Below are 17,042 nucleotides of genomic sequence, written 5' to 3' on the forward strand. Positions count from 1 at the left end.
TATAATGAATAATAGTTCTTTAAATAAAAGCAATCTCGATGACAATTCGGGTGATATTGATCTAAAAGAGGTTTTAAAGCCTTATACAAAGAGAATCTCGTGGTTTATTATGAGCGCGCTCCTTTTTTTAGTGCTTTCTTACTTATATCTCAAAACTCAAAATGAAATTTACGAAATTTCCTCTACCGTACTTATAAAAGATTCCAAAACTACTCCTGTAAGCCAGGACTTCGGCGCTTTGAGAGATATTTCTGGTTTCGGAAAAATAGGGAGTAATGGGGTAGAGAACGAGATGGAAATCTTCAAGTCTAAAAAACTGATGCGTCAGGTTGTACAAGAGCTAAGATTACAATCCTCCCTTTACGCGAAGGGAAAATTCCAGGATACCGAACTTTATGGCGAGAGTTCACCAATTATTATTCAGGTATTAAATGAGAAACAAAATGCTAAGTTCTTTAAGGAGCCAATAAAATTAAGTTTTAGTGGGAATGAAATAACATTGGGTTCCGATGAATTACCTACGCTCAAAAGTTCATTTGGGAAAACGATAAGTTTACCTTTTGCCAATATTATCATTACTAAAAATAATAAGTATGTAAAGCCTGCGGAAGTGGCTACAGAGTTATTATTGGACATCAATAGTTTACAGAAAGCAACTGATCGTTTACAGTCTAATTTACGGGTAGCTCTTGTTAATAAAGATGTTACCGTAATCAAACTGTCAATGAATTATGCAGCTCCTGAAAAGGCAAAAACAATTTTAAACACTTTAGTCCGTGCTTATAATAATGATGCAATTGAAGATAAAAACTCAGAATCAATAAAAACCGCAGAATTCATCGAAGATAGAATTCAAATTATTGCAAATGAATTAGGGGAAGTAGAAAACCGTAAAGAAAGATTTAAAGAATCCAATCGTATTACCGATATAGAAACAGAAGCCAAATTAGGACTCCAATCCTCTGCAGAGGCTCGTGCCAAACAGATTGAGATCGAATCGCAGTTAGAAGTTACCAATGCCTTACTGAACTTTGTCAATAAACAAGGTTCAAATCAAATTTTACCTGGGAATGTAGGTTTAGATAATCCTGCAACGATCACTAATATTGCGACCTATAATCAGTTAGTTTTAGAAAGAAATAGGTTGTTGGAAAATGCGACGCCGCAAAATCCACTTGTAGTAGATCTTTCTAAGCAAATAAATAATATCCGGTCTTCAGTACTAGAGAGTCTAGCTAAGAATAAGAATGCATTGCAAATTGCCAAAAATAATTATCAAGTTGAGCAAAATAGTTTGGCGGGAAAGATATTGAAAATGCCTGCACAAGAAAAGTTATTTAGAGAAATTGAGCGTCAGCAACAGATCAAAGAAAGTCTTTACCTGTTACTTTTACAAAAAAGAGAAGAGACGGCAGTTTCGCTAGCTGTTACTGCGCCAAAAGCGAGGGTGATTGATGAAGCCTACGTTTCTCCTTTGCCAGTGTCACCTAAACGCTCTATGATTCTTTTAGGAGGTTTAATTTTAGGAATTTTACTACCATTTATTGCTATTTATTTAAAAGAATTATTTGATGATAAATTAGAAACGAGAGCGGATCTTGAAAAATTGACCTCATTCCCTATTTTGGCAGAACTTCCCCAATTGGAAAAAGGTCAAAATGAAATTATCGAAGTTAACGACCTTTCTCCAATGGCGGAAGCATTTAGGATTTTGATCACCAATATGAATTTTATTCTCCCCAAGAAGAATGACGGGAAAGTAGTTCTGGTCACATCCACCGTAAAAGGAGAGGGTAAAACATTTACCTCTGTAAATTTATCACTCACGTTAGCAAATCCATCCACCAAAGTAATAATTATTGGAGCTGATATAAGAAATCCACAACTTCAAAGATATAATGAGAGCAGGAGAGGCCTGGCTGGGGTAAGTGAATATTTATACGATAGTTCTTTCGAAGTAGATCATGTTATTCATCAATCTACTTTTAATGCCAATCTCGATGTTATTTATTCCGGAAGTATCCCTCCAAATCCGACAGAATTATTAAGCAACGGTAGATTGGAGGAGCTGATTTCTCACTTAAAATCTGTTTATGATTATATTATTTTAGATACTGCACCATTATTGTTGGTGACGGATAGTTTCCTTATTTCAAATCTTGCAGACGCCACTTTGTATGTGACGCGTTCAGGGTATACAGAAAAATCTTTAATTGCTTTTGCGAATAAGAACATAGAATCAGAGAAAATCGTAAATGTTGGTTTTGTAATAAATGATATAGAGAAAGGAAATTTCGGGTACGGTAATAAGTATGGGTATGGTTATGGAACCGAAAATAAAACATTTTTTCAAAAATTAAAAGAGAAATTCTAAATGTATAAAATTGCAATAATTGGTCAGGGTTACGTAGGATTACCTTTGGCACTTGAGTTTTCAAAACATTTTCCGGTATATGGTTTCGATATCAACGAACAGCGGGTAAACGAACTGAACGATGGAAAAGATCATACCCTGGAAGCGGATTTGGATTTGTTGGATAGCGTTTTACAATCCGCGAAGGAATCTGATTTTGCAACAGGTTATAAAGCTACTGCAGCTATTGAAGAAATAAGAAACGCTAATGTATATATCGTTACTGTTCCTACGCCAATTGACCGTTTTAATTCTCCGGATTTAAGACCATTGATCAATGCGAGCGAACTGATAGGTAAAGTATTAAAAAAAGGAGATGTGGTGATCTATGAATCCACCGTATATCCTGGATGTACCGAAGAAGAATGTATTCCTGTCTTAGAGAATAATTCTGGATTGGTCTTCAACAATGATTTCTTTGCCGGATATTCCCCCGAACGCATTGTTCCTGGTGATAAAGTGAATACGCTGACTACGATTGTGAAGGTGACATCAGGTTCAACTCCTGAAATCGCAGAAGTGGTGGATCAATTGTATAAAAAAATAGTTACCGCAGGAACACACAAAGCTCCAAGTATAAAAGTTGCGGAAGCTTCAAAAGCGATAGAAAATGCACAACGAGATGTGAATATTTCTTTTGTTAATGAATTGGCATTAATATTTGACCGTGTCGGAATTGATACCAATGATGTTTTGGAAGCTGCCGGAACAAAATTTAATTTCTTAAAATACAAACCAGGATTAGTAGGAGGTCATTGTATTTCCGTTGATCCATACTATCTTGCTCATAAAGCAACTCAGTTAGGATATCATCCTCAGGTTATTTTAAGTGGCAGAAGAGTCAATGATATGATGGCTCAGTTTATTGCGGGTAAAGTCGTAAAATTGATGATTCAGAAAGGTCAGGCTATTAAAGGGGCGAAAGCGCTAATCCTGGGAGTAACTTTCAAAGAAAATTGTCCAGATGTCAGAAATACAAAAGTAGTAGAAATTCATGCTGAATTAAAGCAGTTCGGATTAGATGTTGATTTGTGGGATCCTTGGGCCAATCAGGCAGAGGTGAAACATGAATATGGCATTGATATTATCCCCGCTCTAATTGAAGGAACAACTTACGACGTTATTTTACTTGCAGTAGCTCACAATGAATTCCTTACTTTGGACTTTAATAAAATCAAGAATGATAATACGGTTATTTTCGACGCAAAAGCAATTTTGAATAGAGATATCGTAGATTCAAGATTGTAATTTAACATTGGTGATTCAAAATATAATCTAGAACGAGTTGCAGTGAAGTGCAATCGATGAAGGAGGAAATTTCTTTTAATGAAAAGAATTTTTCGAATCCTTCTTATTCATTATATTTGTAAAGTTGAGTATTAAAAGGAGAATTTGCCGGTTGCTTTTGAACTCTTTTTTATTGATCATTGAATTGAAGCGTTTCTCCCAAAAAAGTACTTTTTAAAAAAGGGAGAATTCTTTAATAAAAATAATACAATAATTAGGTAGCGATCGCAGATAAACAGTATACAATCTAGAAATTTGATCATATTCAACATATTTTCTAGGTTACAAAATAAAATAATAAGATGATTCCATTAGTAAAGCCTTTTATTCCACCCAAAGAAGAACTTATGCCTGCATTAGAAGAAATTCTCTACAGTGGATATATTGCGGAGGGTGAACCGGTGTATGAGTTTGAAAGACAATTTTCTACCTATTTGGGAAATCCTAATTTACTGGCACTTCATTCTGGTACAGATGCACTTCACCTCTCATTAATTTTGGCCGGAGTAGGCAAAGATGATGAAGTCATTAGCACTGCCTTAACAGCTGAACCTACAAATGTTGCTATAACGATGGTTGGAGCAAAAGTTATCTGGGGAGATGTTGATCAAAATACTGGTTTATTATGTCCAAAATCTGTAGAATCTTTAATAACAGAGAAAACGAAAGCTATTCTTTTAGTTCATTATGCGGGAATGGTGTGTGATATGGATTCTTTTAATGATATTTCTGCCAGATACGGCATTCCGATTATTGAGGATGTAGCACACGCTTTAGGAAGTAAATATAAAAATCAAATGGTAGGGTCCAATTCCCCTTTTTCTATATTTTCCCTTCAAGCTATTAAACATATGACAACGATCGATGGAGGTGTTTTATCATTTAATTCAAATGCTAATATGGATCGAGCCCGAAGAATGAGATGGTTTGGCTTGGACAAAGGCAAAAGCCGTTTGGAGAATGATATTACTGAAACAGGGTATAAATATGCAATGAATAATGTAAATGCAACGGTTGGTTTAGTTCAAATGAAGTACGTTGATTCTATAGTTAAAAAATATATTAGCAATGGAAAGTATTTTGATAATGAATTAAAAAACGTTGAAGGTGTTGAACTGCTTAAATATTATGATAACACTGACCCTTCCTATTGGTTATATACGATGAAAGTAGAGAGAAGAGATGAATTCATTAAGAAGCTTGCAGAACATAATATTGCGGCCTCACCGTTGCATCACCGAAATGATTCTCACAGTATATTCGCCTCATCAAAAAGAGAGTTGCCGAATTTAGATATTTTTTATACAAAAATGGTGCATATCCCTTGTGGATGGTGGGTGACAGAGGAAGATAGAGCGCATATTGTCAATGTAATAAAAGCCGGTTGGTAGTAGTTTATGATACCTTTATTTAAACCTTATATGCCAGATGATATAATGAGCTCTGTACAAGAAATCTTGTATTCGGGTAAATTGGCTTATGGTAAATGGGGAGAACAATTTGAAAATGAAATAAAATCCTATTTAGGAACTTCGTTGGTTTCCTTAGTTAATTCCTATTCATCAGCATTAAATATCGCTTTAGATGTTTTTGAAATTGGGGAAGGAGATGAAATTATCATGTCTCCCATGTGTTGTCTACAATCAACGCAACCTCTGGCTCAGAAAAAAATTAAAATTGTTTGGGCAGATGTTGATCCTACCACTGGAACTTTAGACCCAACCAGTGTTGAACAACAAATAACCAGTAAAACAAAAGCAATATTCCACAATCAACACTTAGGATATGTTGGCTATATTGATGAGATTAATGAAATTGCAAATAAATACAGCTTACTTACGATAGATGATTGTGTAGATGGTATGGGCGGCGTTTATAAAGGAAAGAAAGTAGGGAATTGCGGTAGTGACGCAACCGTTATCTCATTCCACGCGGTGAGATTACCTAATGCTTTAGAATGCGGTGCCATTACTTTCAAAGATCCCAAACATTTTGAAAAAACAAAATTACATAGGGATCTTGGATTAGATAGAACACAGTTTCGTAAGAAAAATGGCGAAATTAATGAGTTATATGATGTAACTACTGCTGGGTATGGAGCTACAACTAATGAAGTAAATACTTATATAGGATATAAGCAAATGAGTATCCTTGATCGTTTGCATGAAAAGCAACGATCCAATGCTCGAGCTTGGGAGAAATACTTTATACACTCTGGAATAGAATGCAAACCAATTAATATCGTAAACGGCACCGTTCCTACTTATTGGGTTTTTGGGGCCTTTTCTGATCAGAAAGAAGACTTAATCCAATCATTTAAGGAATTAGGATATATGGCATCTGGAGTCCACTTGAATAATAACAGATACTCTTTGTACGGAGAATATGTTGATCTGCCTGGGGTCAATAGTTTTTACAACAGATTTTTAGCACTTCCATCCGGTTGGTGGGTGAATATATAGATGAAATAAAATTTATGGAGAATACAAATCAAATTCACGAAACGGCGAAAATTAATCCCAAAGTCAAATTAGGGAAATATAACAGAATCGGTAAAAATGTGGTTATTGACGTTTTGGGTGACAAAGCTGGACATGGAGTTTTTATTGGAGATAATAATATTATTAATGATAATACAAGAATATTCGTTCATGATACGCTGTCAATCGGAGATTGGAATGTGTTTCACAATGATATGCTGATTATGGCAGAAGAAAAAATGTCGATTGGCCATAATTGTTGGTTTGGTCAAAATACAATTTTAGACTCTACTGGCGGACTACAAATTGGAAACGGAGTAAGAATTGGTATGTATTCTCAAATTTGGACCCATGTTGCAAGCGGAGAGCAGATTGAAGGCTGTACTTTATATGCTAAAAGGGAAACGATCATTGAGGATGATGTTTGGTTAGTGGGCAGTTGCGTTGTTGGATCTGGCATCCATCTGAGAAAAAGAAGTATCGCACTGATAAATTCTGTTGTAACTAAAGATACTGAAGAGGGAAGAGTTTATGCGGGAAGTCCTGCAAAATTAATGGAAAAGGCCAATTTCTATAAAGATATTTCTTTAAAGGAAAAACATGATTTGCTGAATGGTTGGTTAACAGAATTTGTTAATCTCTCGCCAGAGATCGACTTAGTGCTCAATGATTCAGAGTCAATTTTATCTTATAGAGATTGTCAAACTGTTTTCACGAGTATTGAAAACAAAAACGATATCGGCAGTACTTTTTTCTTATTTGATAAAACGTACAACAAATCTAATACCGAATTAGAAAGGAAAGTGTATAAATTCTTATACAATAATAAAGCTCGCTTTTTGCCTAACTAAAAAAGATAAGAGTATTTAGTATAGCTGAGGTAAATTGCTTTTAATAAATAGCATACTTTTTTTATGTTTAAAAATATCGCTGCTAATTTTTTTGGCAGATTTTGGAGTATTATTTCCAACTTTCTCTTTCTTCCTTTATATATTCACATCTTAGGATTTGAAAACTATTCTATCATTAGTTTCACGCTAGTGATTGCTGGTTTTATGGCCTTTTTAGATTCAGGACTAACCTCTACATTATCACGGGAATTTGCAAAAAACACTTCAGTATCTGAGAAGATAAATACATTCATAACGCTGGAAACGATGTATTTGATCATTGTAACGACCGTTACGATAATCATTATTATTGCTGCTCCTGTTATTGTAGAAAAGTGGATTAATTTAGAAACCAATCAAAATGTAACTTGGTTAATTCGCATCATTAGTTTTGATATTGGTTTTCAAATGTTATTACGGTTTTATTTGGGAGGCTTACTAGGGCTTGAGAAACAGGTGAAAGCAAATGTAGTGCAGATATTATGGGGTATTTTCCGCAATGGTTTGGTGCTTATAGTGATCTTATTCACACCTACTCTGGAAATGTTTTTTATGTGGCAGTCTGTTTGTACCGTTATTTTTGCTATAATTTATCGATTATTTCTCACAAAAGAATTGTACGGAAAGCCACTTTACAATTTTACCTTATGGATAGATAGAAAAGTTCTACAGACGATTGGGAAATTTGCAGGTGGTATGCTCCTTATTTCACTGGTTGCAGGAATCAATACGCAATTGGATAAAATGACCATAAGTAAACTCTTACCTTTAGAAGAGTTAGGATATTATACCCTGGCTGTTTCGCTGGCAACCGCAGTTGCGGTTTTAGTTAATCCCATTGCTACTGCACTATTGCCGAGGTTTACCTCTTTGTTTTCAATCGAAAAAAAGCAGGATATAATTGATCTTTTTAAAAGAGTAAATCTTTATACCATCATTATTATAACTTGTATCCTGGCAATTTTAGTTATATATCCTAAAACAATACTTTGGATTTGGACTGGTGAAAACTATGGAGAAAAAGTGTCTTCAATTTTGCAAATAATGGCTTTTGCGTATGCTTTTATTTCATTTTCTATTATTCCATATAATATTGCTATAGCCAATGGGTATACTAAACTAAATAATATTTTGGGTATTTCCAGTGTTTTATTTACAATTCCAGGCTATTATTTTGCAACAAGATATTATGGAGTTTTAGGTGCAGCTGCCGTCTTCGCATTTGTGCAGTTTTCTACTACTTTTATTTATGTTTATTTAGTAAACAGGAAATTTCTTCAAATTCCCAATTTTGTTTTATATATAGTAAAAAATTTCATACTCCCTATTTTTACTTCTATAGCTGTTGCTTATTTTTGTTCCATTATTTTTAATTCTTATCTTGGATACAATAAATATATATCTGGTCTCGTAATTATCTTAACTTCAATTCTTATTTGTTTGCTTAATTTTGTACTCTTTATTTCAAAAGCAGATAAAATTTCCCTATATCAAAAAATAGAACTAGCTTATGGTAAGCTTAGATCATCAAATTGAAAATATGACTGAAAAACTTTTAAGTATTGTCGTTCCTACCAAAAATAGATATTTCTATCTCAAGTATTTGGTAACCTATTTTAACCAGATCAAGGATTTGGGAATCGAACTAATTATACAGGACAATAGTGATGAATTAGAGGATCAACCTGATTTTAAAAATTTTTTAGAAAACCTTGATGATCCCAGGATTATTTATTCTTTTATAGAAGAAGGACTTTCCGTAATAGACAATTCAGATGAAGCACTACTAAAAGCGTCAGGCGAATATGTTACTTTTATTGGAGATGATGACATTTTTAGTCATCATCTAATTTCTTTTTTAAAAGAAGCGAAGGCTAAAAATATTTCCGCCATTCTTCCAGAGAAATCTTCTTACAGTTGGCCAGATATTACGTCCAGGTTTTATGGCAATAAACTTTCCGGTAAATTTACCCAAACTAAGATTTCAGGAGAAAAAAAAATTATTTCAACTTCTGAAGAATTAGATAAGGTTTTAGAACTTGGGGGAACGGAAATTTTAGAATTACCAAGAGTGTATCACGGTATTGTAAAGCGCTCGATCTTGCAACAAATTTATGAAGATACAGGTAGTTATTTTCCTGGGCCAAGTCCAGACATGGCAAATGCGGTAGCAATTTGTAATTATCTGGATAAGCTATTAGTCATAGATATTCCGCTGGTTATATCTGGTCATTCTAAAAAAAGTGGAGGGGGTTTAGGAGTAAGCGGAAAACATTTGGGAGAGATTTCTGACTTTAAACATTTACCGAAGGAGACTGCAGGAAATTGGACGAAAGAAGTCCCTATGTACTGGTCTGGATATACCATCTATGCCGAATCGGCAATTCAAGCCTTAAAAAGATTAAACCTTGCGGACAAATTACTGAAGTTAAATTATAATTTTCTGTATGCCACTTGTCTAGTGTTTGATACCCATTACAAAGAAAGAATTATCAAAACAATTAACAGTTCGGTTGAAAAGAAAATTGGCGTTTCGAAAATTAAAATTAATTTTCTGTATATTAAAGTTTGGTTAAAAAGAATTTCTTACCATTTGAAAAGTAATATGAGATACATTTTTAAGGATGGCACAAATGGTAGTGTTTTCGAAAAAGGAGATATCTACGATGTAGCAATCCTAAATGATCAAATGATTGAGAATTATCTTAATTCAAATATGACATTTTTGTAACATTTTATTTTTTAAAACTATTTGTAGTGAATATTACTAAAATCAATGTCTATCTTAGTACTTTGAGTTTTGTGCTCTGTATTATTGGATATTCACTTGCAACCACCTTTTTTCTACCAAGCTCTTCCGACCTGGAAAGTGTTTCGCAATCAGTAACTATTCCATATCGAGCATTTGCTCTGTGTGTAATGTTATTGGTAGTATCCTTAAATATTAAGAGAAGTGTATTTCCGATTTCCTTACCATTATTAGTATTAATATTATATTGGTTCTTTCTAATCATCAGAATTTTTTCAGATATTTATATGCGTACTGATTATTTTTTAACAGATACCTCTCAACTTTGGTTATATATTTTTGGTATTTGTCTAGCAGGGTTATACAGCACAATTAAAAGTTTTGATCATATTAATACCGAAAAAGCATTTTATTTTGTTTGGGCGGGGGTAATTCTGATGTTAACGCTTACCTTATTTTCGAATCAGGCTTTGTTAACCAATACCAACAATGAATATAGGGTAGATGCGAATGTCGCGTTGAATACAATATCTTATGGGAACTATGGTGTTCTAGGTCTGCTACTATCCATCTATATTCTAATCAATAAAAAGGTAAATAAATTCTGGAAAATATTTGCAATACTTTCTATCATATTATGCGTTTACAGTGTTTTGCGCTCTGGTAGTAGAGGGCCTATCTTAGCATTTTTGCTCGTTGTTTTATTTTGGTTTTTCTCTAAAGGTAAAAACTTAAAAACAGGTTTAGTAATTTTGGCACTTTCTTTTTCGGTACTGTATCTGTTACAGGATTTTATTTTATCGTTAATGGGGGAAATTTCACCTGTTATCGAAGTTCGGTTGAGAGAATCATTAGAAGGTGGAGTGGATGATGGAAGGTCACGACTGTATGATGATGCTATTAATATTTTCCTGAATCATCCTTTATTTGGTCATCAATTCGCTATATTTGATGGACAAGGTGGATATGCATATGCACATAATTTAATTTTAGATTCAGCGATGGCTTTAGGAGTTTTAGGAGCTCTAGCAATGATTTATATAATTTTTTCGGCACTAAAAGTATGCTATAAAAACATACATTACAATAAGAAGTATTATTGGGTAAGTTTAATTTTGCTTCAACAAATCACCATACTAATGGTTTCTGGTACATTTTATCAAGACCAATTATTATCTGTGCTATTAGTTTTTCACTTTATGGCCGATAAAAAAACAAAAATTTAAATGAAAGTAGCAATAATCACTAATATTGTAACAGTATACAGAGAGGGGTTTTATGATAGATTATTCAGTAATAAAGATTTTGTTGTAACGGTTTATTGCAATGACCATATTAAAGGGACTAATCTTAAGTCTATTCATGAAAAATATGGAGATCGAGTTAAAATAGTTCCTCATATAGGATTGAAGAATGAGAAAATTGGATTTCAATTTTTGCCTATAACAGAAATAATTCGATCACATGATGTTATATTTCTAGACGGTAATCCTCGAACATTATCTAATTTATTGATTGGCTTTATAGCACTTTTTTTACGAAATACTAAAGTAGTTATGTGGACTATGGCACACTCATATGGCGCAAATAAAATCACGGAAAACTTACGATTAAAATGGACTTCCATTTATAAAAATATTTTTGTTTATACTGATAAAGAAGTGGCGACCTTAAGGAACAGAGGTTTCAAGAAACAGAATATTATCGGAATGAACAATGGACTGGATCAACGTAAAATTGATGGACAAATCGCAATTTGGACTGGTAGTAGCATTGATAATTGGAAGAAAGACAGACATTTGGAAAGCAATTTTATTCTTCTTTCGGTTGCAAGATTAGTACCCAAAAATAAATTTCAATTAATGATAAAGGCCCTTCCGTTATTAGTGCAAAGTATTCCTGAAGTTAAATGGATCATTATAGGAGATGGTGAGGAGAAAATTTCTTTAATAGAACTTGCAAAAAAATTAGACGTAGCAAAATATATCATATTTGCAGGATCTATATTTGAAGAGGAAGAATTGGCCCCTTATTTTTTATCATCTAAAATTTTTATTCACCCTTCATCAGTAGGTCTTAGTATCATGCACGCATTTGGGTATGGTTTGCCAATCATAGTAGATGGTGTTGAGGGTATGCATGGACCAGAATATGGAGCTTTCAGAAATAATGAGACGGGAAAAAATTACGATCGTAACGATTCTGAAGATCTTGCAAATAAAATTATTGAGATTGCAAAACAACCTCTTCTACTTGAAGAAATGAAAAAAAATGTTGTTAAAATTGCGAGAGAGAAATATAATATAGATATAATGGTGAACAGATTTATTGAAATGATAAAAGTCGCTAATTGATAATTTTAGTAGAGGCTAAATGAATGAAAGTAGTACAAATAAGCATAGAAGTTAACTCTGGTTCTGTGGGTAGAATCGCAGAACAAATTGGAGAAAAAATTATTGAAAATGGCGGAGAGAGTTACATAACATTCGCTAGGAATAATTTACCAAGTAAATCAAAAGTTATTCAAATAGGTTCTATGGTGGATGTTTATTATCATGTTCTTAAAACAAGGATATTTGATAATCACGCACTCGAATCAAAGTCGGCTACTAAAAAATTAATTAAGCAAATTGAAGAAATTAATCCTGATATTATTCATTTGCATCATTTACATGGTTATTTTATCAATATCAAAATTCTTTTTGATTTTTTAAAAAAAATTAACAAACCTGTTGTTTGGACTTTCCATGATTGTTGGTCTTTTACAGGTCATTGTGCACATTATGAGTATGTAGCATGTAATAAGTGGGAGACAGAGTGTTTTAAATGTCCCCAAAAAAATCAATATCCTAAAAGTCTATTAATAGATCGTTCAAGAAAAAATTTCCAACAAAAAAATAAGATTTTTAACTCTCTAGAGAATATGACTGTAGTTCCAGTATCTAATTGGTTAGAAGGGGAAGTGAAAAAATCATTCTTAAAAGATCATAATATTTGCACTATACAAAATGGTATTGATTTAAAGTCCTTTGTTCCTCTTCCAACAAGAGAAAAAATAGTTAAAAAATATAACCTTAAAAATCAGAAAATTATATTAGGAGTTGCAAGTACTTGGGACGAGAGAAAAGGTTTGGATTATTTTATTCAATTATCTGAAAAATTAAATAAGGATGAATTCCAAATAATATTAGTAGGTTTAAGTGGTCAACAAATAAAAAAATTACCAAAAATTATTGTTGGTATTATGAGAACTGAATCCGTAAAGGAGTTGGCAGAACTTTATTCTGCGGCCGATGTTTTTGTAAACCCCACATTAGAAGATACTTTTCCAACAACTAATTTAGAGGCATTAGCATGTGGAACTCCTGTAGTAACATTCAATACAGGTGGTTCGCCAGAAGCTCTTAGCAAGGAGACGGGATTAATAGTTGAGAAGGGAAACACAGATGAATTAATTGTAGCTATTAAAAAAATTACAACTAAGAACAAAAGTGAATATATGATGAATTGTAGAAAAAGAGTTGAAAAGTATTTTAATAAAGACATCCAATTTATGGAATACCTAAAGCTTTATGCCCAATTGTTAAGTAATAAAAACTAACTCCTATGAATTTGGTATCAAAGAGTCTAATTTTTGTTTTGCTTTCACTTTTTAGTTGTAAAACAAATCCGATTGAAAAGAAGGGAAACAATTTAGTTGAAGATTCACAATATTCGAAAAAAATTGTACCGCGAGAAATGAAGCTGTTGTATTATCTGGGTTCTACTGAAAAGCAATTCAAATCATTGCAGGTCGCTAATCCGAATGTAGTAGAAGTGAAGTATTTAGACGAGAACATGTTAATTAATCCTAAAAACAAAAAGGTTGACCATGTAAAGTTGAAAGCAGCTGTTGAGCTGTATTATCCGCAAAAGGATCAACAGGGGTACTGTTATTTGAATGTGGAAGATCCATACCTGGGCATGATTCTAAACCACGACGAAGGAACTGCGGAATTTAAAAAGGGCTTAAATCTTTTCCTGGATATTATTAGAACGCTTAAAAAAATGAGACCGAATGTGAAATTTGGTTTTTATGCGATCCCGTTTTCCACTTATTGGGAAACTAAAACTGGTTTTTTTAATAAGAATGATAAAATTGAGCTATTACTTCGAGAAGTAGATGTTTTTTTTCCCTCATTTTATATGTTTTATGATGATGGCGTAGTAGGGTTTTTAAAAAACAAGGAATATCTGGAATCTAATACGCAAAATGCCATAAAGCTTAGTATGAAGTATCATAAGCCTGTTTACCCATTTGTAATGCACCGCTATCATCCAAGTAACAAAAAATTAGGGTGGAAGCTTCTATCGGATAAGGAATGGACCAATTATATTACGACAGTGGTTGCATATCGATATGAAGATAACCAGATTAATGGAATAACTTGGTGGGGCCCTGATTCCTATTTTTACGGACTTGGGACATTGGAGGCCTTTAAAAAAGAATTTAAAGGACCTACGAAGTCGTACCAGTTAAATAATGATCAGCAATTAACCAATAAAGCAACAGAAGTTTTGAAAATTTTCAGAGAATATAATCAACACTGACACTTCCTAACTTGTTAAGTGCTTTTTTTTATTAAAATTGACTAATTTTGCAGCACAATTTTTTCTGTAAAAAATATATATTAAAGCTCCTTTTAACTCTTTACCATATTCATGCAAAATCCACACTATCAAATCTGTACTAAGACCATCATGGATACCACAGATCCTAATATCGTGTTCAACGAAAAAGGAGAAAGTGATTACTACACCAACTACAAAGAAAACATAGAGCCCAATTGGCATCCTGACGAACGGGGCTATGAGGAGTTAATGAAAATTGCTGATAAGATAAAAAAAACCAGTAAGAACAAGGACTTTGATTGTATCATTGGTCTTTCTGGCGGATTAGATAGTTCTTATGCTGCTTATATCGCCAAAGAAGTAATGGGAATTCGACCTCTCATTTTCCATGTTGATGCTGGTTGGAATACGGATAAAGCTGTAGGTAATATAGAAAAATTAATAAATGGTTTAGATTTAGACCTATACACAGAAGTGATCAATTGGGAAGAAATGAAAGATTTGCAAACCTCTTTCTTAAAATCTCAAATAGCAGATCAGGATTTACCACAAGATTATGCCTTCTTTTCTGGCTTGTATAAATTTGCCAGAAAACACAAAATAAATTATGTCTTAACAGGAGGTAATTTCTCCACAGAATGTTGCCGAGAACCCGAAGAGTGGGGAGGGTTCCCAGGAATAGATACTACTTTGGTAAAAGATATTCATAATAAATTTGGAAAAAAACCGCTAAAAACCTTTCCTTTAGTTGATATCCTATCGTACAAAATACTTTACAAATATGTCTATGGGATGGAAGTGTTCAAACCATTAAATCTTGTTCCGTATATTAAGAAAGACGCAGAAAAATTATTAATGGATAAATTTGGTTGGGAGCCTTTTCAGCATAAGCACCATGAATCCAGATTTACCCGATTCTATGAAGACTACTGGTTGCCAAGAAAATTTGGTTATCAAAAAAGAAAAGCTCATTTCTCTAGTTTAATTTTAACCGGACAGATGACCAGAGAAGAAGCTCTGGAAAGAGTTTCAAAACCTGAGCTGTCTGAGGAGTTTCTGCAAAAGGAATTTGAATATGTGGCTCACAAACTAGAAATGACTACAGATGAATTGCAGCAAATATTTGAAGGTGAAAATAAGACCTACAAAGACTATAAAAATAAAATGGGACTCATTAAAATGGGTGCTCAGGTCATGCAGAAACTTGGCCTAGAAAAAAGACTTTTTAGATAATATGATCACAATTATAGATTATGGTGTAGGAAATATAAATGCTTTTGTAAATGTTTATAAAAGAGTGGACGTTCCTGTAAGAATCGCCAAAACTTCTGCTGATTTAGAAGGTTCAGAAAAATTGATTCTTCCTGGGGTGGGGCATTTCGATTATGCAATGTCCAAATTGAATAATTCCGGAATGAGGGAAACGTTAGATGATTTAGTTCTTGAGCAAAAAGTTCCGGTAATTGGAATATGTGTAGGCATGCAAATGATGGCTAACTATAGTGATGAAGGAAACGTGGAGGGCTTAAAATGGATTGATGCATCCGTGAAAAAGTTCGACGAGTCCAAAATACATCAGGCAACCAGACTTCCGCATATGGGTTGGAATGATGTAAAACCTGTAAAAGATGTAGCCCTTTTTCAAGGATTAGAGAGAGATGCAATTTTCTACTTTTTACACAGCTATTATTTTGAATGCAATAATTCTGATGATGTAATGGCAATTTCAGACTACGGAATTGAATTTGCTTCGGCAGCACATCACGAAAATAAATATGGAATTCAGTTCCATCCAGAAAAAAGTCATCATTATGGCGAAATTTTACTCCATAATTTTGCAAAACTATAAGAGATGCTTAGACCAAGAATAATTCCCAGTTTATTATTACAGGATAATGGCTTAGTGAAAACAGTTAATTTCAAGAATCCTAAATACGTTGGTGATCCTATTAATGCAGTGAAGATATTCAATGAAAAAGCGGTCGATGAGCTCGCTGTTTTTGATATTGATGCCACTGCAAAAGGATTGGAACCAAATTATAGTTTAATAGAAAGGATTGCAAATCAGTCCAGAATGCCTCTTTGTTATGGAGGTGGCGTGAAAACAGTGGAACAGGCACAAAAAATTTTTGGATTAGGAATCGAAAAAATTGCTTTGAGTTCTGCAGTTTTACAGAATCCAGATCTAATAACAGAGATTGCCGACAGAGTAGGAGGTCAAAGTGTTATTGTGGTTCTGGATGTTAAGAAAAAACTTTTTGGTGGTTATGAAGTATATACGCATAATGGAAAAAAAGCAACCGGAATAAACCCTTTTGATTTTGCTGCGAAAGCACAGCAGTTGGGAGCTGGTGAAATCCTAATCAATTCTATTGATCAAGATGGATTAATGAAAGGATATGACCTTAATCTTATTGATAAAGTACGTGAGAAAATAACCCTTCCACTTACGGTACTAGGTGGTGCAGGATCACTCGCAGATATTAAGAAAGTAATCGATAAACACCGAATTATCGGTGTTGCTGCGGGAAGCCTTTTTGTATTTAAAGGGGTATATAAAGCAGTTTTAATTAATTATCCGACTAAAACGGAAAAAGAAAATATTTATTAAG

Annotated in this window: 14 protein-coding genes; all 14 read left to right on the forward strand. The window is 33.5% G+C overall.

All coding sequences use genetic code 11. The annotated features are described in order from the left end of the window. Positions 1–4 precede the first annotated feature (4 nt). The gene (locus FNJ88_RS09855; protein ID WP_143852953.1) at positions 5–2,374 is read left to right on the forward strand and encodes a GumC family protein; all 2,370 of its coding nucleotides are present in this window, start codon (positions 5–7) and stop codon (positions 2,372–2,374) included. Further along, positions 2,375–3,661 (forward strand): nucleotide sugar dehydrogenase, encoded by a 1,287-nt coding sequence (locus FNJ88_RS09860; RefSeq protein ID WP_143852954.1) that lies wholly within the window; start codon positions 2,375–2,377, stop codon positions 3,659–3,661. Positions 3,662–4,002: 341 nt separating this feature from the next. Further along, positions 4,003–5,091, forward strand: a complete 1,089-nt coding sequence (locus FNJ88_RS09865; RefSeq protein WP_143852955.1) for a DegT/DnrJ/EryC1/StrS family aminotransferase — start codon at positions 4,003–4,005, stop codon at positions 5,089–5,091. 30 nt (positions 5,092–5,121) lie between these two features. Then, positions 5,122–6,162: an aminotransferase class V-fold PLP-dependent enzyme gene (locus FNJ88_RS09870; protein ID WP_228414516.1), complete on the forward strand. Its 1,041-nt coding sequence runs from the start codon at positions 5,122–5,124 to the stop codon at positions 6,160–6,162. Between the two features lie 14 nt (positions 6,163–6,176). Beyond that, entirely contained in the window at positions 6,177–7,031 is an 855-nt protein-coding gene (locus FNJ88_RS09875) for an acyltransferase (protein WP_143852957.1), read from the forward strand. Positions 7,032–7,094: 63 nt separating this feature from the next. Further along, positions 7,095–8,606 (forward strand): oligosaccharide flippase family protein, encoded by a 1,512-nt coding sequence (locus FNJ88_RS09880; RefSeq protein WP_143852958.1) that lies wholly within the window; start codon positions 7,095–7,097, stop codon positions 8,604–8,606. A gap of 4 nt (positions 8,607–8,610) precedes the next feature. Next, complete coding sequence (locus tag FNJ88_RS09885) at positions 8,611–9,801, forward strand: glycosyltransferase (protein ID WP_185145804.1); 1,191 nt, start codon at positions 8,611–8,613, stop codon at positions 9,799–9,801. Positions 9,802–9,827: 26 nt separating this feature from the next. After that, positions 9,828–11,045, forward strand: a complete 1,218-nt coding sequence (locus FNJ88_RS09890; protein ID WP_143852960.1) for an O-antigen ligase family protein — start codon at positions 9,828–9,830, stop codon at positions 11,043–11,045. Further along, positions 11,046–12,173 carry a glycosyltransferase gene (locus FNJ88_RS09895; protein WP_143852961.1) on the forward strand — a complete coding sequence of 376 codons (1,128 nt, stop codon included), beginning with the start codon at positions 11,046–11,048 and terminating at the stop codon, positions 12,171–12,173. Positions 12,174–12,196: 23 nt separating this feature from the next. Further along, entirely contained in the window at positions 12,197–13,420 is a 1,224-nt protein-coding gene (locus tag FNJ88_RS09900) for a glycosyltransferase (protein ID WP_143852962.1), read from the forward strand. A gap of 5 nt (positions 13,421–13,425) precedes the next feature. After that, positions 13,426–14,409, forward strand: coding sequence for a hypothetical protein (locus FNJ88_RS09905; RefSeq protein ID WP_143852963.1), 984 nt, complete (start codon positions 13,426–13,428; stop codon positions 14,407–14,409). Between the two features lie 111 nt (positions 14,410–14,520). Then, positions 14,521–15,663: an N-acetyl sugar amidotransferase gene (locus tag FNJ88_RS09910; RefSeq protein WP_143852964.1), complete on the forward strand. Its 1,143-nt coding sequence runs from the start codon at positions 14,521–14,523 to the stop codon at positions 15,661–15,663. A 1-nt stretch (position 15,664) separates the two neighbouring features. Then, positions 15,665–16,279: an imidazole glycerol phosphate synthase subunit HisH gene (gene hisH / locus FNJ88_RS09915; protein WP_143852965.1), complete on the forward strand. Its 615-nt coding sequence runs from the start codon at positions 15,665–15,667 to the stop codon at positions 16,277–16,279. A gap of 3 nt (positions 16,280–16,282) precedes the next feature. Beyond that, positions 16,283–17,041 carry an AglZ/HisF2 family acetamidino modification protein gene (locus tag FNJ88_RS09920; RefSeq protein ID WP_143852966.1) on the forward strand — a complete coding sequence of 253 codons (759 nt, stop codon included), beginning with the start codon at positions 16,283–16,285 and terminating at the stop codon, positions 17,039–17,041. Position 17,042 lies beyond the last annotated feature (1 nt).

The organism is Chryseobacterium sp. SNU WT5, assembly GCF_007362475.1.
Classification (GTDB): Bacteria; Bacteroidota; Bacteroidia; order Flavobacteriales; family Weeksellaceae; genus Kaistella.